Source organism: Mycobacterium sp. (assembly GCF_035570115.1).
In the GTDB taxonomy this organism is placed as follows: Bacteria; Actinomycetota; Actinomycetes; order Mycobacteriales; family Mycobacteriaceae; genus Mycobacterium.
Map to the genome: position 1 here is coordinate 1 of NZ_DATMLH010000066.1, position 16,580 is coordinate 16,580.

Sequence of the window (16,580 nt, forward strand, 5' to 3'; positions counted from 1 at the left end):
CTCAAGGACTGACCCGTCGACCGCGAACTTCCAGCCGTGATAAAGACAGCGCAGGCCACCATGCTCGTTGCGGCCCAAGGCCAGCGACACACCGCGATGCATGCAGTGCTCGTCGAAAACCCCAACCCGGCCCGCGGTGTCACGGAACACCACCAAGCCCTCACCGAGCAACGAGGTACGCAGCGGGCGCCCATCGGGTTCCCCGACCTGCGCCGTCGTGCAGATCGGCAGCCAGAATCGCCGCATCACGCGGCCCATCGGAGTCTCTCGACCCACCTGCGTCAGAATCCGATTCTCGTCCTCGGAAAGCACAGCCAGACACGTCCTTCCATCGACGCCACCACCAACCCCAAGGCTGCAGCGCTCGACAACGTTGTTACTTCCATCACAATTGGCGCTTCCATCAAAGTACGCTTCCATGGAATACTAGGCACAGCCTGGGACTCCGTCAACGCGTCGATCCGGGATACCGCCCTAGGACGTCGATATCGAGTCGGCTTCGGCTTCGGGCAGTCACCTGACGAAATGGCCCGCTACGCGTGTCCTACAAAACGAAGGGCCGGCGCATCAGTATCGGGACGGGTCCAGTGCAGTGGCTTGACTCGCCGGCCTACGTTGCGGTCAATCCGCCATCCACGGCAAGCTCTGCACCGGTGATGAATTTGGCATCGTCGCTCGCCAAGAACGCGACGGCGGCAGCAATGTCGCTGGGTTGGCCGAGATGCCCTATGGGGTGCTGGGCCACCATGGTCTCTTTGAATTCAGGATGATCGGCGAATAACGCAGTCGACAGCGGTGTTTCGATTACTCCTGGCAGAATCACGTTCATCCGCAAGCCATGGGCGGCGTACTCGGCGGCACCCACCTTCGTCAGGGTGATGATCGCCGCCTTGGTGGCACTGTAGGGAGCAAAGCCCAGGGTGGCCTTGACAGCAGAAGCAGACGAGATGTTGATCACCGAAGGCGCATCCGATTTGAGCAGAACCGGAATCGCATGCTTGGTCATCACGAAGACCCCGCGCAGGTTCACCGCAACGAGGCGATCAAAATCGTTCAGAGGTGAATCCGCGATCGGCGCCACCGCGCCCTCGACTCCGGCGTTGTTGACGACAATGTCGAGCCTGCCGAAGTGGTCAACGGTAGCGCCGATCGCTTCGACCACGCTCGCCTCATCGGAGACGTCGACTGTCAGGCCGAATGCCGCTTCGCCGAGGCGATCGACCGTTGGGCTGGGATCGTTGATGTCGAACACCGCGACTTGCGCACCTTCGGCAATGAGGCGCTCTACGATGCCCAGCCCAATGCCAGAGGCGCCCCCCGTAACCAGGGCTACTTTGCCGGCCAGCCGACCCGTGATGCCCTCTGCCGCCGTCGGATTCATCTTCACTCTCCTTCAATGGCGTTGACGGCCAAGTCGTGGCGGGAAGCTCAAAATGCACGACTACCAGTAACCCGGACTGTAGCGATCGGAGCCATGTATTCATATATACGAACGATCGTTCACTTTCTTTCGAAAGGTAGGCGCCCGACGTGCAGTTGTCAACGGCCCGCGGCATCGCCGGAATATCGGCTCCGCTGAGAAGCTGAAACGGTAGCCCACTGCGAGCGCCTCACCGAGTGAACGACGCTCCTTGCGCGGAGCGGGTAGACATGGAAGCATTCTTCCTTGGAAGGAAGGAATGATGTCTTCTCACTCAGCCGGAACAATGAGGGCGACCGCGCGAGGGCGGCGCGGGTACGAAGGGTGCGGTGAACCGTCCCCGCGGCGGCGCTCGGCCTCTGGTCGGTGGTGGTGAGGGCGACGGGCGCCGGCGGTGGTGCAGGTCTCTCGCTCTCACGGGTACGACGGACGCTGGTCCCGTGAGCAACCAGATCCGCAGTCTCACCGAGGCGGAGGTCGCGTTCTTCCGAGAACACGGATGGCTGCATGTCCCCGGCCTGGCCGCGCCGTCTTTCATCGCACGGCTCGCGGCGAAGGTCGCTGTTCTGCGCGGCGCAGCGAGCGCACCGGCGATGGCCCCCGAGACGGTGGCGTCCTATACGCGCAGTGGCCGCGTCGCGGGGAGCGACCCCGACTTCGCGGCCGCGGTGCGCTCGCCGGTCATGGCTGAAAACGCGGCGCGGTTGCTACCCGGACACCCGGCCCTGCGGCTGCGGCTCGACAGCCTCATCGTCCGTGATCCGGTGACGTCGCCGGCCGATCCGCCGATGTTCCACCAGGACTTGGCGTGGATGCCGATGGACCGATCTCGAATGCTCACAGTGTGGCTCGCACTGGCCGAGGTCAGGGCGGCGGACGGCGGCCTATGGTTCGTCGACCGCTCCCACGTGTACGGCAACCTCGGCCGCACGTGGGTCCGCCCCAACGACGACTTGCGCAATCAGCATGCCTGGCTCGCCGAGCTGGGGCTCTCGCCCGCGCTCGACTTCGCACCCGGCGACGCGACGATCCACCATTCGCTCACCGTGCACGGCGTCGACGAGAACCGCGGCGCGGCGCCCCGGATCGCCCTCGCGTGGACCTACTTCGACGCTGCGACGCTCTATACCGGCGCGCCCCACGAAGAGATCGACCGGCTGAACCTAGAGCCCGGCCGGCCGTTCGAGCACGCCGAGTTCCCGCTGGTCGACGCCGAACCGGCTCTCCCACGCCAGAACAGCGAAAGGACCAGTACATGAACACGAGCGCGGCCACAACCACGCAGCCCGGGGCGACCGGCTCGACGGTTGCCGTCGGCGAGATCGTCACGCACTACCACGACGTCGGCGCCGGGGCGCCTCTGCTGCTGCTGCACGGCTCAGGCCCGGGGGTGTCCGCGATGGCGAACTGGCGGCACACGATGGGCCCGCTTGCCGAGCACTTCCGGGTGCTCGCTCCCGACATGGTCGGATTCGGCTATACCTCCCGCCCCGATGGGATCGTCTATGGCCCGGACACCTGGTTGGCACACGTCGTCGGCTTCCTCGACGCGCTCGGCATCGAACGTGCGCACGTCATAGGGAACTCGCTGGGCGCCCGAATCGCGCTCGGTCTGGCGCTTCAGCACCCCGACCGCGTCGACCGCCTGGTGCTCATGGGCGCAGGGGTGCTGCGGCGTGAAACCTCGCCCGCGCTCGCCGTGACGCGCTCCTACGAGCCGACACCGGAGTTCATGCGCAGGGTGCTGGAGGGCTTCGCGTACGACCCCGCGATCGTCACCGACGCAATGGTCGAGGAGCGCTACCGGGCCAGCGTCGAGCCGGGTGCCTACGAGGCCTACGCGCAGATGTTCCGCGACGCCCAGCACGCCGGGAACGCCACGACGCTGCCCGACGAAGCGCTGCAGCAGGTCCGGGCCGAGACGCTCATCGTTCACGGCTTCGACGACAAGGTGATCCCGTACGAGCTGAGCGTGCGGATGCTCACGTTAATCCCCGACTCGCGGCTGTACGTCCTGCGGCAATGCGGCCACTGGGCTCAGCTCGAGCATGCCGACGCCTTCAACCGGCTCGCCACCGGGTTCCTCGACGCTTGACCGGGAAGGTCGCGTGGGGGTGATTCCCTTTTACGTCAGCTCGCCGGGAAGTGAGTGTCGAGGAAGGCGAGTGCGCCGTCCCACGCCGTGCGGGCGTCCCCGGTGATGTCGGCGGACGTGGCGACTCCGTGGTGGACGAAGCCGTGTGGCTGCCCGTCGAATGTCCGTACCTCGTGAGGGACGGTCACGACCCGGTCCAGCTCGGCGTGCAGTCGAGCCACGTGGTCGGCAGGGACGAACGGGTCGGCACCTGCGAACACCCCCAGCCATGGGCAGCGCAATCGCGCGCTGTCGGAGATCAGTGGCAGTTGGGGGTGGGCGTACTGGACGCCGGGCAGCTCGAGGGCCTCGACGATGCCGGTGCCGTAGAAGGAGACCGCGGCCGCGAACGGCCGCTCAAGCGCACCGAGGAAGGCACCACGGCCGCCCCAGCAGAAGCCGAGGATCGCGGTGGCTTCCGGCGCGAACCCGCGGTCCCCGAGGAGCAGGAGGGTCGAATCGAGGTCGGCGAGCACGTGCGTGTCGCTCTCCAGCGCCTCGCCGAGGAGCGTGAAGTCGTTGTCGTGGTTGATCTCGACGTGGCCGCTGCGGTGGTAGAGCTGAGGGCAGAGGACATACCAGCCTGCACCGGCAAGCACGTCGCACATCGCCCTGACCGAGGGCCCGGTGCCGAACCCATCGTGCACGACGAGGACTGAGCGCGAGGTCGCCCCCGCCGGTGCCGCCTCGTAGACCTGCATCGGCCCGTCAGGGGTGGCAACGTTGATGAACGTTGACGTGCTCGGCGAGATTGTCACGGTGCCTCCGCCAGGTTGAGACGAATCCAGGGTCGGGCGCGTTGATGGCATCCCGGGCAAGTCCGATTATTCCATGGAAGCGTACTTCGATGGAAGTGTTATGAGATGGCGGAGGTAACAACATTGTCGAGTGTGGCCACCCGGCGTCCTCTCGTCGAGTTCCAGCGCCGATCCAGGCGTTGCACCAAACGTTGCGATGGCAGCGTTGGCAATCACGATGTCGATGCCGCCGAACGTGGCGACCGCCTGACGCACGGCCGCTTCCAGTGCGGGTAGGTCGCGCACGTCGGCGACCACGGGCAGGATCCTGCGGTCCGTTGCCTCAACGAGTTTCACCGTCTGGGTCAGGTCGTCCTCAGTGGCGCCGGGGTACGGAACCGTCTCAACGTCGCGACAGTTATCCAGGGCGATGATGTCGGCGCCCTCTTCGGCCAGCCGCACCGCGTGGGCACGCCCTTGGCCGCGTGCCGCGCCGGTGATCAGCGCGACCTTACCTTCTACTCTGCCTGCTCCGCTCATCGCTTAGCCTCCTTGCCATCTCGCCGCCACCCGGTGGTGGCGCTGGCTTCGTCTCGCGACGCCCCGACTCGGTGTAACGACAAGCCGGGCGATCCTGTGCGTGTCAGGCGTTACCCCGGCCCCGCCCGCGGGGTAACGGCCGTACCCGTCATTGACATGCAGATCGTGGATTCACGAAGGAATGGTCTGCGACGCCGCGGGCAGCACGACACGTGCAGTCCCCCTTGCGGATTCATGTCCGTCCTGGTTGGTGGCCTCGAGCTTGATCTCCACCGTACGAGTATCGGGGTGGACTGCAGTGACGGTGCCGCTGCACGTCACCAGCTCGCCAATCACGTTGTGGCGTCTGACCTGAACGTCGAGGTACTGCAAGAACCCATCGTCGCCCATCCAGTCCGTCACGACATGACCGAGCCATGACACTCGTTCTGGTCCGTAGTCGTAGGCACCGGGGACACCGACACGGCGGGCCAAATCCGGATCCCAGTGGACGCGCTCCGGCGGCTCGGGCACTCCCCACTCATTGGGAATGGCCAATGCAGGGTGACGTTGGAAGAGATCGAAAGCGTCGCCGTGACCGCGCACATAGAGTCCGCCCCACCCCAGCAGGTAGGCAATGGCCGTGGTCGCCGTGTACGGGCCCTTCGTCAGTTGCGGGAGAATGTCTCCGACGTTGACAGAGCCGATGGTGCGCGGAGTGGCACCACGCCTACGGGCCTCCTCATCGCGGTAACGTTGAGCGATTTCGGCGATCTCGTCAGGAGTCCACTCCACCCGAATCTCTTCGTATTTCTTGGCATCTCGTGCACTGTCTCGTTCGACGCGGAAGCAGTAGGAGTGGCCTGTGCAGACCAGCTTCCCACTCTGATCGTGGAAGGGAACTTCATAGATCTGCTGGAACGATCGCCCGGCGAATCTGCTGGGTCGCTCGATGAGATCTTTCAGGGTCGCGTTACCGACAAGCCGGTCGCCAACTTTGGGCGGGCGCACGAAATCAAAAGTCGTGCCCGCATACATCGCGTGTACGCCGGGCAACCCAGTCACGTAACCGCTGAACACCTTGTCCATGGCCAGGAGAGCCGACGGGGGCGCCAGCTGTTCGTGCCCGTGCGCGGCGGCATAGTCAGGGTCATTCCACAGCGGATTTCGATCACCGATACCGAGTGCGTAGTGCCGGATGGCATCTGAGGTGAGTTCGGTGATGTGGGGGCGCTCGCTTCGGATCGGTTGCCCGATCATGGATCTAAGCAAAGCGATCTCGTTGTCGCTGATCTGAGCGAATTCCCTTTCGGGTTGCAGGGTTTCGCTGGTCATATGTTGACTCCTCGCACGTTGTGGCATCGGCCGCGCTTGCTGCTCGAGTTCGGCGCGCCGTCCTGGGGGTCAGTTCGAGTTGGTTGTCACCACGAGACGCATGGCGCACCACCAATGATGTTCGTATATACGAACCGCCGTTCACCTTCGTTCGGACTATAAGCACCCGATCAGGCGCTTGTCAACGACCGGCGCGAGATGGCCGGTAGTCTGAGCTCCGCTCGCCGGAGATCGCCGGGCAACCACAGTTCCCAATTGCGAAAGGCATGAAGGATGCGCGACAGCGTCGGCCGCGAGCATCGGACTGTCACACGGGTCACCACCATCCTCGAGGCGGCCGCCTCCCATGCCGAGGGCGTCAAGCTGACAACTCTGAGCGCGCTACTCGATGCGCCGAAGTCCTCGGTCCATGGTTTGGTCAGCGGCCTTTTGGCAACCGGATACCTTCTCGAGCGCGACGGAGGCTATGTGCTAGGGCCTGCCGTTTCGCTGCTGCCACAGCCCTCGAAGCCATCGGTGCTCGCCCACGCACGCCGGTCCCTGGAGACACTCGAGGCGCAAAGTCACGAGACGTCGACCCTGTCATTGCTTGTCGGCGGCTCGGTCGTCTATGTCGATATCGTCGAGTCGAGACAGAGCATCCGCTACTCGGCGCCGCTTCGTGTTCGACGCCCGCTCTATCCCACAAGCTCCGGCAAGTGTTTCCTTGCATACCTGCCAGCCGGTCAACGCGACTCCTACCTGAACGAGACCATCAACGACGTCACTGCATTGGACAAGGTCCACGAAGAGCTCGACTCAGTGCGCCGAGACGGGGTGGCCTACAACCGCGGCGAAACCGTGCCCGACGTGTTCGCGGTGGCATCGCCCGTCATCGTCCGCACCCGTGTGGTCGCCTGCCTCTCGATTGCGGGGCCAAGCCAACGCATGGAGGCCGCGCTCGATTCGCTGGCCCAAATTGTGAAAGAGGAAGCGCAGCGCCTCGCCGGCAGCGCGCGCTGATCGCACGTAGCTTTCCGTCCAAATCAGCTGTGTTCTTTGCCTACTGACGGCACTTCGGGCGCTGTTTGCACAGTTGACAGCAGAACAACTTCGCTCCTAAGGTTGTTATATACGAACCATTATTCCTATATACGAACTTGCTGTTTGACCACAGCTATCCTGAGGGAGCACCGACATGACCAGCGTCATCACGTGGGGGGACCAAGTCGTCACCGGTGCCGTCAACGGCCATCCCAGCTTGGTCTACCAAGACCGGCCGAGGTCCATCATGGCGGCGGTCACCGAAGCGCGTCGATGGGCGAACCGACCCTTCATCAGACATGGGGCTCGAACGGTCACCTTCGCCGAGCATGAAGGCATGGTCCGCTATTTCGCAGAATTCCTGCAGGCCAACGGTGTTCGACCCGGCGAACGCGTGGGCATCTTCTCGGCGAATAACCCGGAATGGGTGGCGATGTTCTTTGCCGTCATCGCCGTCGGTGGCATTGCCGTTCCGTTCAACGGTTGGTGGTCTGCAGACGAAGTCGACAATGCCTGTGCCGTAACCTCTCCCGCGTTGATCATCGTCGATGAACCCCGTGCATCGCGTGCACCCGCCGGTATGCGGCAGCTGCGGCCACCGGCACTCGGAATCGGTGAGCTGCCGGTGTGGAGCGAACTGGCCGACGAATCGGCACAACAGGACGAAGACGCTCCCGCGGTGATCTTGTTCACCGCCGGCACCACCAGCTTTCCCAAGGGCGCGGTCTTGTCTCATCGCGCCCTCGTCGCGAATCTGCAGAACCTGCTGACGGTCTCACGCAAACTGCCGCACCAGATTTCGGATGACAATGCGCCCAGTGTCGCGCTGGTCGGCCTTCCGCTGTTTCACATCGGCGCGATCCAACTGATTCTCGTTCCGTTGATGACGGGCAGTGAGATCATCTTCCTGGAAGGGCGATTCGAGGCAGGCGATGTCCTGTCGCTCATCGAGACCCGTGGGGTCACCATGTTCTCCGGGGTACCAACGATGATGGAGCGCCTTCTCGCGCACGAGGATATCTCCCGCCGCGACTTGCGAAGCCTGCGCACCGTTGTGCTCGGAGGAGCGCCGGTCGATGATCACCTGCTGGCGCGAGTCAGGCCCAAATTCCCGGGAACGGTTCGCGGAGTTGGCCGGACATACGGCCTGACCGAGGCCGGCGGCGTGGTCAGCACTGGAGTGGGCGCCGATATCGCGAGCCACCCGGGCTCATCGGGTCGCCTCGCGCCGGTCGTCGAGGTTCGTGTCGAGAGTCCAGATTCAAACGGGAACGGGGAATTGCTCTTTCGCAGTCCAGCGGCCATGGATGGCTACTGGGGTGTTACCGGCGACGATACCGTCAGCCCCGAGGGCTGGGTTCGGACCGGTGACCTCGGCCATGTCGATCACGAGGGCTTTTTGTACGTCACTGGGCGGGCGAAGGACGTCATCATTCGCGGAGGGGAGAACGTCGCGGCGGCGCGGGTCGAGTCGGTGCTGCGCGTGCACCCCGCGGTAAAGGAGGTCGCAGTGATCGGCCTTCCAGACCCCGATCTCGGTGAGATCGTGGCCGCGATCATCGAGTTCCGAGGACCTGATCGTCCGACCGTAGCGGAGTTGGAGTCCTTCGCCGCCGAAAGCCTGGCCAGGTTCGCCGTCCCGGCACGGTGGTGGATCCGGTCGCAGCCCTTGCCCGTCAACGATGCGGGCAAGATCTTGAAGCGCCGCCTCCTCAGCGAGTGGTTGCAAGAAGAAGCCGCCGGTAGCGTGGGCGCCACCTCGGTCGGCGGGTGATGGGGCCAGAGGAGTCGATGGTGTTCGAGACGGCTCCCACGACCACCGGCAACAGCCACCGAGTTGAGGCCACACTGCCCGGGCCGTTGTCTGGGCTATGCGTACTGGACCTCACGCATATCGCCTCTGGCCCCTTCGCAACCATGCTCCTGGCCGACATGGGCGCCGACGTCATCAAACTCGAGCGGCCCCGCACCGGCGACGGTTCCCGCCAGATGGACGTCTCCATACACGACGGGGACAGCGGCTATTACCTGGGCCTCAACAAGAACAAGCGCTCGATCGAGGTCGACCTGTCGACCGCCGACGGCGTTGATCTCGTTCATTCTCTCGCACGCAAAGCCGATGTCGTCGTCGAGAACTTCCGTCCGGGTGCGGCCGATCGGATGGGCGTCGGCTATGCCGACCTTGCGATCGTGCAGCCGTCGATAATTTATTGCTCCATAACCGGTTTCGGTCCGCGTGGGCCGCTTCGCGACGCCGTGGCCTACGACATCGTCGGCCAGGCACTCAGCGGCGTCATGGCGATCACCGGTGAGCCAGATCGGCCACCGGCCAAGTGCGGTGCCCCCATCGGTGATCTGTCGTCGGGCATGTTCGCCACGATGGGAATCCTTGCCGCCCTACACCATCGGCATCAAACGGGTCGGGGTCAGCACGTGGGTACCTCGGTGCTGGGCGCATCGGTCTCACTGGTCGCCCCATATCTGACCAGTCATGCTCTCGGCACGGCGTTCCACCGTGTCGGCAGTGCCCACAACACCCTGGCTCCGTATCAAGCGTTCACTGGAAGTGACCACAAGGGATTCATCCTGGCCGCTGGCAACGACGGCTTCTTCGTGAAAGTAGCTGACGTCGTTGGTCTTCCCGGGCTCGCCGACGATGAAAGGTTCGCGTCGAACACGGCGCGGTCGCACAACAGAGTTGCCTTGGCCGACATCTTGCAGGCGCGATTCAGCGCCAACACCTCGGCGCACTGGTTGGCACGGTTCGCCGAGCGCGGTGTGCCGGCCAGTCCCATCAGTGAGATCGAAGATCTCGCCGAGGATCAGCAGCTGCGCGCCAACGGCTATATCGTCGATGTCGAACACCCCACAATCGGAACGCTACCGGTGGTCACCGCGCCCTTGACCTTCTCCGCCACCCCGGTGTCGGTGCGTCGTCCGCCTCCGCGCCTTGATGAACACCGCGCCGACATCCTTGCCATTGTGCGCGGTGAAGCACCCTGGCTCCCGGCGACGGCTCGGTGACGCCGTCGAACCCGGCGCAGCGAGCCTCCGCGCGCATGGCCATGTCGAATGGGCCGCTGCGCCACTGCTTCCCGTGCACCGCAGATGAACAGCGCTCTAGTCGCAGCCTCCTAGCGCCCGCAGCGCCGCTCGCTTCATCACCGAAGGGGGTGCGCGGGGGTGAGGGCGCCGGGATGACCGGCCAGGGTGGCGAACCGTGCGACTGCAGCGTCGGCCTCGGGCAGGTTCGGGAAGAGCGCGAACGCGTGGACGGTGTCGGATACGACTTCGAGTTCGACGGACACGCCCGCAGCTCGCGCGCGCTCTGCGAGCAGGGTGGCGCTATCGTGCAGCGCCTCGTCGCGAGCGACCTCGATGTGCATCGGCGGCAGGCCCCGTAGGTCTGCCGCGACAGGCGAGACCAGGCCATCGTCGGGGTCGGCGTCCTGCACGTACGAGGCAGCGAGCCCGAGTAGCGCCGCCCGCGAGTACCACGGGTCGAGCGGCGCGTCGGGACCCGGCCCGGCCACTGCGAGATCGCAGAACGGGGAGAGCAGGTGCAGCGCCCCGGGCTGCGGGTCACCCCCGGATGCGAGCACGCAAGCCAGCGCGACGGCCAGCCCGCCGCCTGCGCACTCACCGCTGACGCAGGGCGGCACGCCGACGCTATCCACCAGCCAGCGGTAGGCGGTCACGACGTCCTCCAGTGCCGCTGGATAGCCGTGCTCGGGTGCCAGTCGGTAGTCCGGGACGAGCGCCCATCCACCGACTGCGGCCGCGAGCCGGGCGGCGTAGCCGGCCGAGGCCCGCGCCGAACCCATCACATAACCCCCGCCGTGCAGGTGCAGGATCGCCGGGCCGTTCTCACCACCCGGTGGCACCACGCGCAGCGCGGCGACACCGGCGCAGTCGACCTCCTCGATGCGCACGCCGCCTATGGCGGGGCTGTGCGCGAGGAGGAAACGCTCGTATGCGGCGCGCTCCCCCAGCCACGACGCTGCCCTGTCCTCGACGGTGAACGCCGTTCGCCACAGCTCGTGGGCGCGGCGGGCGTGCGCGGGCCACTGCGCGAGGCGGGCCCGACCAGGGTCGGGCGTGCGGTCGGTGGCGTCGTAGCCATACAGCCAGGCAGAGGTCGACTCCGCGCGCGGGTCGAGGCGCTTGAGCCCGCGAATGCGCCCGTTGCGGGCCCGGGCCTGCACGGGGTCGCTCTGCCGGTACTGCACGAGGTTGGCCTGCGAGCGGACGAGCACCCGGTCGGCCCGCGGGGCGCGCCGTCCCGCGAAGTCCTGCAGCGCATCGGGCACGTCGTCGTGTGCCCGCATGGCCGCGGCGAGCGCCACCGCGTCCTCCACCGCCAGCGCGGCGCCCTGGCCCGCGAACGGAGGGATCGGGTGCGCGGCGTCGCCAACGAGGACGACTCGGCCCTGCGCCCAGTTCTCGATTGGACGTCGGTAGTAGATCGGCGTGATGATCGCGCGGTCCACCTGCGCGATCAGATCCGTGATCTCGGGACAGGCGACCGCAAACGAGCGCCGTAGGTCGTCCAAGTCGCCCGCTCTCGTCCACGACTCGGTGCGGATCTCGTTGTCGGGAACGTAGCCCGAGAAACTCACCAGTTCACCGCGCCGGACCGGGTAGACGACCACGGTCCGGTTGGCGCCGAACCACGAGGCGATGCCCTGCACCACCGCGACGCCCTCTGCCCGGTCACGCGGGAGGAGTGCCCGCCACGCGGCGACACCGGTGTACTGGGGCTCGTGTGCGCCGAACAGCTGGGCACGCACCTGGGACTTGAGCCCGTCGGCACCGACGAGGAGGTCCGCGGTGAGCTTTTCACCGCTGTCCAGCGTCACTTCCACCCCGCCTTCGTGCTGGCGGAACCCGGCCACGCGACTGGCGACCCGGACGTCGGCGCCGTCGAGACGGTCGATGAGCGCGTCCAGGAGGTCGGCACGATGGGAGTTGTAGAGGTCCTGCCCATAGCTGCGCGCGGACGGCCCGAACGGCAGGCTCTCGAGCTCCGCGCCGCTCTCCAGGTCGAGGTGCACGACTTTCTCACCGCGCACCCCCGTCGCCCGGATGTAGTCGGCAGCACCGAGCTGGTGAAGGGCCCGCATCGCGTTGGGCCAAAGATTGATCCCCGCACCGATTTCGGTGAGCGCCTGGGCTTGTTCGAGAACCAGCGGCTCAATCCCGATCTGGCGCAGCGCGACGGCCGCGGCCGTGCCGGCGACCCCGCCACCTGCAATGATCGCTCGCATCAACGTTTCTCCTTAGTGGTCGCGCAGCAGGGTGCCCGCGCCCGTCGACTTCGTGCGTATCCCGCGGCTGCGCAGCGCGTTCCAGAACGTAACGGCATTCACCGAGAGAACGGGTTTACCGATGACCTGCTCGACGGCGTCGGCGGGTTCGACCGCCGGCATGTTGACGCCCAACTGCAGGATGACGTCGACGTCGGGCCCGTCCATCTCGTAGAGGGCGCGGGCCAGCTCGTGGCGGCTCATCCGCGCCGCCGCGGTGCCGGACCCGTGTCCCTGGAAGCCCTCTTTCACGACGTCGTACCCGGCGGCCTCGAAGTACTCGCGCACCCGACGGGCCCCGGCGGGCTGGTAGGAGCCCATGACGGCGAGCCGCTTGACCTCCAGCACCTCGAACGCCCGGCGGCACGACTGCGACGGGATCGTGATGCCGACGCCGCCTGCTCGCTCGACGTAGGAGTCGATCAGCGCCTGCTCACCGTCCAACCCGGCAAAGAAGCCGGGCGAGCCGAACCCGAGCACCAGGTGGTCGGGCTCGGCGGTCATGATGCTGTCGATCGCGGCCGGGATCCCTGCCGTCGTCCGCTGCACCACGCCTTCAAAGAGGTCGTTGTCGGCGATGTTGCCGTCCGTTGGCATACGGACGTAGTGCAGCGTCACGTCCGACGGGCACATACGTGGGAACTCGATCTCGACCGTGGTGTTGGGCGACCCGACGAGGACCCCCCACCGCTGTATCGCGTCTTCGAAAGACCGTGTCATCCCAGCCGCCTCGCGTCGTTTGACCTTCCGCCAATCCATTTATATCATTCCATGGAAATGCACTTCTATGGAAGGCAGGAGCTCGCCGGTGATCGAGGTTCTCGTGGACGCGGCGATCGACATCGCCGACTCAGTCCGGCTGGTGGAGCTACGGGCTGCCAACGGGACACCGCTTCCTGCCTTCGCCGCGGGCGACCACATCGAAGTCCACCTCGGGTCCGACTTGCGCCGCTGCTACTCGCTGGTGGGTCAACCGGGCGCGGCCACCGACACCTACCGCCTCGCGGTGGCGCTCGACCCGGCAAGCCGCGGAGGTTCCAAGGCCGTCCACGCGCTGCGAGCCGGACAGGCACTCACGATTAGTGCCCCGCGCTCCGGCTTCCCGCTGGCGCCGGGACCCGTCCCGGCGGTGCTGATCGCCGGCGGCATCGGGATCACGCCGATCCTCACGATGGCCTACGCGCTCAATGGCGAGGACCGACCGTGGCAGCTCCACTACGCTTTCCGCTCCCAAGCCGCGGCAGCACTCCTGCCGGAGTTGTCTACCCTGGCCGCGCCCCGCCCCGAGCGCCTCCGCCTGTATCCCGACGAACCGACCGGGCGACCGTCGATCGATATATCCGCCCTGGTCACGGCCGCGCCCCCGGATGCTGAACTGTACTGTTGCGGGCCTGCCGGCATGCTCGACGCGTTCGCCGCGGCGACCCGCGACCTCGATCCGGCAAGGGTGCATGTCGAGCGCTTCACTCGCGAGGCCTCGCTCGTAACAGGCGGCGACGCGCTTACTGTGCGGCTTGCCCGATCCGAGGTCACCCTGCAGGTGGGGTCCGAGGACAGCATCCTCGAAGCTGTCCTCGACGCGGGCGTCGACGTGGAGTACTCCTGCATGGAAGGGATTTGCGGCAGCTGTCGCACGCGGGTACTGCGCGGCGTGCCCGACCACCGGGACCTGGTGCTGACTGAACAAGAGCGGGCGGACAACGACGTCATGCTGATCTGCTGCTCACGCGCGAAGGGGGATGACCTTGAGCTTGACCTCTGATCCCGCCAGCCCCTCGCTTACCCTCCTCCTCGACGGGGCAAGTGCCCAGCTGCACGCGCTTGAACGTAGCGGGATCTTCCCTGCACGGCTGTGCGTCCACCCCGAGGTCCACGCGCTGATCGCTACGCTGCGGGCCTCCGAGCTAGCCGAGGGCGCAGACCTCCTCGTGCTCGGCACCGAGTTGGTGGCCGATACCAACGTGGGCCGCGATCGCTTCGCTCTCGTTCCGTGACCAGATATCGAGACGGGCACGGGCGCGCTCCCGGCACTTCAACGTTGATGCTTGATAGCATCGCCCGCATGGCGGCGAGGGCAGGCAGAAGGGGTCAGCACGCCGCCCGGCTGGCCCGAACCCGCGGCCGCGACCTCGTCGATGTCACGCAGGAATGGGTCACCGAGCTCGGCGACATCCGGACCACCCCGTTCCTGATCGCACTTACGCTGCAGCGGCTGTCGCTCTATATCGAGCGCGAGTTCACCGCGATGTCTCGCGCCCGGGGCATCGGGCCGGGCGACATGCGGATTCTCTTCGCCCTGGCCCGCGTTCCCAGCCATCAGCTCCCCCCCAAGGATCTGCTCAAGGAGCTGCTGATCACCTCCGGCGCGGTGAGTAAGCAGGTTGACCGGCTCGAGGAGCGCGGCCTCGTCACCCGCATCGCCGATCCGGACCTGCTGCGCGGGATCCTCATCCGGCTCGAACCCTCGGGTCGGGAGTTGGCCGACGAGGTCACCCGGGAGATCCTCACCTCCTGCTACGGCCTGGAGACCCTGAAGCCGGAGCAGGCCGAGCGCGCACAGAAAACCCTCGAGGAGTTGCAGCAGGTGATGGAGTCAGCTCTCTTCGGCGAGTGATGCCACCGCACCCGCGACTGCCCACCCAGGCACCGACCATCCCTCGGGCAGCCATACCCTCCCGGATCGCGCATCAGCCACGAGTACGTAGCCATAGCGAAACGGTGCGCCCGACACCCGCTCACCGACGAGCGCGCGCACCACGAAACCTGCACGGTCAAGCGCGAGGACGACCGCCGTGACCGATGCGGTCGGGTCCGAGCTGCGCAGCACCACGGTGGCGACCGGGCCGCGGATCGGGGCGTCGCGCACGAGCAGCCACCACACCCCGACTGCGCCGTTGTCGATGTTGTCGGCGAGCACGTCAAGGCCGAGCTCCGCCGCGGTGTGGGCGTTGGCGACGACAGCGGTCGTGCCGTCACCCGCTGCGACGTCGCGCGCCGACTCGTATGAGATCCGCTCGGTCGCGGTCACCGTTGCGTGCGGAAGTAGCTCGCCCAGCCGACGACTGCACTCATGCACGGCGCCGTGTCCGAACACCTGCTTGATCTCCGAGGTCCGGGCGCCGGGTCGCGCCAACAGCAGGCAGCGAAACGGCACGACGTATTCCCCCGCTACCTGGACGGCGCTGCCTCGAAGCAGTCGGTAAGCCGAACCGGGTCCGGTGGCGGTGGTTTCCGGCCGGAGCAGAATGCCGTCGATATCTCCACGGTGGAGGGCTTCTACCATCGCCTCGGTCCGGTCGAACCAGACGGGGACGAGCGGACGTACGCGCGCCGAGATATCCGCGGCGGCGCTGCCCGCGAATGTGTGTGGCCCGCCGGGGACCCCGACCCGAATAGCCTCCATTACCCCCGCCACAGCCCTGTCTCGACCATCAGTGGATGCACCTGCTCGGTGAATTGGGCGAAACCTTCCTCATAGTCGTGTGTCCGAATCGACTCGAGGCAGTGGGTGCCGAAATTCATAATTGCCATTTTCCAGACGGCGCCGATCTGACACGGTTGTGGCTCAGCTTCTTTCTTCCAGTGGCCGAGAAGCCGCTGGTCGACTTGATTCGAGCATAAGCCCAGCAGCTCATCGAGACCTTCTTGGCGACCACTTCCGGACGACTTGAATCCGCCGAACGACCATCCCATGAAGTGAATGGGGATTGTCCTGCTACACAGGTCAATACAGGTCGCGTCAGGAGGATAGTTCCTTCACCGTGCCGAGTTGACATCGGGTGGAGCGGTCGCTCGTGGGTACCGGTGATCCGGCCGCATTACGTTCGACGCACCGACCACACCGTCGGCCACGGCCAAGTGGCTAGGGCATGACCCGGCGATCACGCTGCGGGTCTACGGCCATGTCTATGACGACGCGCTGGCATCTGCGGCGATGCGCTACTGGGCCGGTCACGTGCCAAGTTGAAAGCTGAATCCTCACCCTGCCGCGCTGAGAATGCCGCGCTGAGAATGCCGCGCTGAGAACCGTTGGCACATTCTTGGCAGAGCGCGGGTTACTTGCCAAGCCCGATTGGATCGCGATATGGCGCTGACCTCGACAAAAA

At 65.9% G+C, this 16,580-nt stretch carries 15 protein-coding genes and 1 pseudogene; 8 read left to right on the plus strand and 8 right to left on the minus strand.

The features are described from left to right. Together VNW74_RS04835 and VNW74_RS04840 are read right to left on the minus strand one after the other, a co-directional pair. Nucleotides 1-312: Rieske 2Fe-2S domain-containing protein (locus VNW74_RS04835; protein ID WP_325675469.1), on the minus strand; the 312-nt coding region annotated here is incomplete at its 3' end. A gap of 298 nt (nucleotides 313-610) precedes the next feature. Continuing rightward, the gene (locus tag VNW74_RS04840) at nucleotides 611-1,381 is read right to left on the minus strand and encodes an SDR family oxidoreductase (RefSeq protein ID WP_325675470.1); all 771 of its coding nucleotides are present in this window, start codon (nucleotides 1,379-1,381) and stop codon (nucleotides 611-613) included. Nucleotides 1,382-1,860: 479 nt separating this feature from the next. Here VNW74_RS04840 and VNW74_RS04845 point away from each other — a divergent pair, with 479 nt between their 5' ends. Further along, a complete protein-coding gene (locus VNW74_RS04845; RefSeq protein WP_325675471.1) occupies nucleotides 1,861-2,679 on the plus strand; it encodes a phytanoyl-CoA dioxygenase family protein in 819 nt (272 codons plus the stop codon). Beyond that, nucleotides 2,676-3,515: an alpha/beta hydrolase gene (locus tag VNW74_RS04850; RefSeq protein WP_325675472.1), complete on the plus strand. Its 840-nt coding sequence runs from the start codon at nucleotides 2,676-2,678 to the stop codon at nucleotides 3,513-3,515. Before VNW74_RS04845 ends, VNW74_RS04850 begins: the two co-directional genes overlap by 4 nt. 35 nt (nucleotides 3,516-3,550) lie before the next feature. On the opposite strand, the gene VNW74_RS04855 is transcribed toward VNW74_RS04850, so the two are convergent. The 3 genes and pseudogenes from VNW74_RS04855 to VNW74_RS04865 all read right to left on the minus strand — a co-directional run bounded on the left by VNW74_RS04855 (nucleotide 3,551) and on the right by VNW74_RS04865 (nucleotide 6,145). Beyond that, nucleotides 3,551-4,312: a dienelactone hydrolase family protein gene (locus tag VNW74_RS04855; RefSeq protein WP_325675473.1), complete on the minus strand. Its 762-nt coding sequence runs from the start codon at nucleotides 4,310-4,312 to the stop codon at nucleotides 3,551-3,553. A gap of 183 nt (nucleotides 4,313-4,495) precedes the next feature. After that, nucleotides 4,496-4,831: pseudogene (locus tag VNW74_RS04860) on the minus strand (SDR family NAD(P)-dependent oxidoreductase); the annotation flags it as partial. Between the two features lie 171 nt (nucleotides 4,832-5,002). Further along, nucleotides 5,003-6,145 (minus strand): FAS1-like dehydratase domain-containing protein, encoded by a 1,143-nt coding sequence (locus VNW74_RS04865; protein WP_325675474.1) that lies wholly within the window; start codon nucleotides 6,143-6,145, stop codon nucleotides 5,003-5,005. A gap of 273 nt (nucleotides 6,146-6,418) precedes the next feature. On the opposite strand from VNW74_RS04865, the gene VNW74_RS04870 reads away from it, so the two are divergent. From VNW74_RS04870 to VNW74_RS04880, 3 genes are all read left to right on the plus strand, one after another. Next, nucleotides 6,419-7,147 (plus strand): IclR family transcriptional regulator, encoded by a 729-nt coding sequence (locus VNW74_RS04870; RefSeq protein WP_325675475.1) that lies wholly within the window; start codon nucleotides 6,419-6,421, stop codon nucleotides 7,145-7,147. A gap of 175 nt (nucleotides 7,148-7,322) precedes the next feature. Continuing rightward, nucleotides 7,323-8,942, plus strand: a complete 1,620-nt coding sequence (locus tag VNW74_RS04875) for a class I adenylate-forming enzyme family protein (protein ID WP_325675476.1) — start codon at nucleotides 7,323-7,325, stop codon at nucleotides 8,940-8,942. A 17-nt stretch (nucleotides 8,943-8,959) separates the two neighbouring features. Beyond that, a complete protein-coding gene (locus VNW74_RS04880) occupies nucleotides 8,960-10,192 on the plus strand; it encodes a CoA transferase (protein ID WP_325675477.1) in 1,233 nt (410 codons plus the stop codon). A gap of 137 nt (nucleotides 10,193-10,329) precedes the next feature. Here the strand turns inward: VNW74_RS04880 and VNW74_RS04885 are convergent, their stop codons facing one another. Then, complete coding sequence (locus VNW74_RS04885) at nucleotides 10,330-12,435, minus strand: alpha/beta hydrolase fold domain-containing protein (RefSeq protein WP_325675478.1); 2,106 nt, start codon at nucleotides 12,433-12,435, stop codon at nucleotides 10,330-10,332. Between the two features lie 12 nt (nucleotides 12,436-12,447). Next, a complete protein-coding gene (locus tag VNW74_RS04890) occupies nucleotides 12,448-13,194 on the minus strand; it encodes a hypothetical protein (RefSeq protein ID WP_325675479.1) in 747 nt (248 codons plus the stop codon). 88 nt (nucleotides 13,195-13,282) lie between these two features. On the opposite strand from VNW74_RS04890, the gene VNW74_RS04895 reads away from it, so the two are divergent. From VNW74_RS04895 to VNW74_RS04905, 3 genes are all read left to right on the plus strand, one after another. Continuing rightward, the gene (locus tag VNW74_RS04895) at nucleotides 13,283-14,236 is read left to right on the plus strand and encodes a PDR/VanB family oxidoreductase (protein WP_325675480.1); all 954 of its coding nucleotides are present in this window, start codon (nucleotides 13,283-13,285) and stop codon (nucleotides 14,234-14,236) included. Then, entirely contained in the window at nucleotides 14,220-14,468 is a 249-nt protein-coding gene (locus VNW74_RS04900) for a hypothetical protein (RefSeq protein ID WP_325675481.1), read from the plus strand. Before VNW74_RS04895 ends, VNW74_RS04900 begins: the two co-directional genes overlap by 17 nt. Nucleotides 14,469-14,536: 68 nt before the next feature. Then, nucleotides 14,537-15,088, plus strand: coding sequence for a MarR family winged helix-turn-helix transcriptional regulator (locus VNW74_RS04905; RefSeq protein ID WP_325675482.1), 552 nt, complete (start codon nucleotides 14,537-14,539; stop codon nucleotides 15,086-15,088). Here VNW74_RS04905 and VNW74_RS04910 read toward each other — a convergent pair. Then, nucleotides 15,068-15,877 carry a prephenate dehydratase domain-containing protein gene (locus tag VNW74_RS04910; protein ID WP_325675483.1) on the minus strand — a complete coding sequence of 270 codons (810 nt, stop codon included), beginning with the start codon at nucleotides 15,875-15,877 and terminating at the stop codon, nucleotides 15,068-15,070. The genes VNW74_RS04905 and VNW74_RS04910 overlap by 21 nt on opposite strands. Nucleotides 15,878-16,580 lie beyond the last annotated feature (703 nt).

Bases quoted from the DNA above. Each gene is read 5' to 3' on its own strand.
- VNW74_RS04910 (WP_325675483.1), bottom strand. From the start codon at position 15,877: ATGGAGGCTATTCGGGTCGGGGTCCCCGGCGGGCCACACACATTCGCG.
- VNW74_RS04885 (WP_325675478.1), bottom strand. From the start codon at position 12,435: ATGCGAGCGATCATTGCAGGTGGCGGGGTCGCCGGCACGGCCGCGGCC.
- VNW74_RS04870 (WP_325675475.1), top strand. From the start codon at position 6,419: ATGCGCGACAGCGTCGGCCGCGAGCATCGGACTGTCACACGGGTCACC.
- VNW74_RS04865 (WP_325675474.1), bottom strand. From the start codon at position 6,145: ATGACCAGCGAAACCCTGCAACCCGAAAGGGAATTCGCTCAGATCAGC.
- VNW74_RS04850 (WP_325675472.1), top strand. From the start codon at position 2,676: ATGAACACGAGCGCGGCCACAACCACGCAGCCCGGGGCGACCGGCTCG.
- VNW74_RS04890 (WP_325675479.1), bottom strand. From the start codon at position 13,194: ATGACACGGTCTTTCGAAGACGCGATACAGCGGTGGGGGGTCCTCGTC.
- VNW74_RS04880 (WP_325675477.1), top strand. From the start codon at position 8,960: ATGGTGTTCGAGACGGCTCCCACGACCACCGGCAACAGCCACCGAGTT.
- VNW74_RS04875 (WP_325675476.1), top strand. From the start codon at position 7,323: ATGACCAGCGTCATCACGTGGGGGGACCAAGTCGTCACCGGTGCCGTC.
- VNW74_RS04840 (WP_325675470.1), bottom strand. From the start codon at position 1,381: ATGAATCCGACGGCGGCAGAGGGCATCACGGGTCGGCTGGCCGGCAAA.
- VNW74_RS04905 (WP_325675482.1), top strand. From the start codon at position 14,537: ATGGCGGCGAGGGCAGGCAGAAGGGGTCAGCACGCCGCCCGGCTGGCC.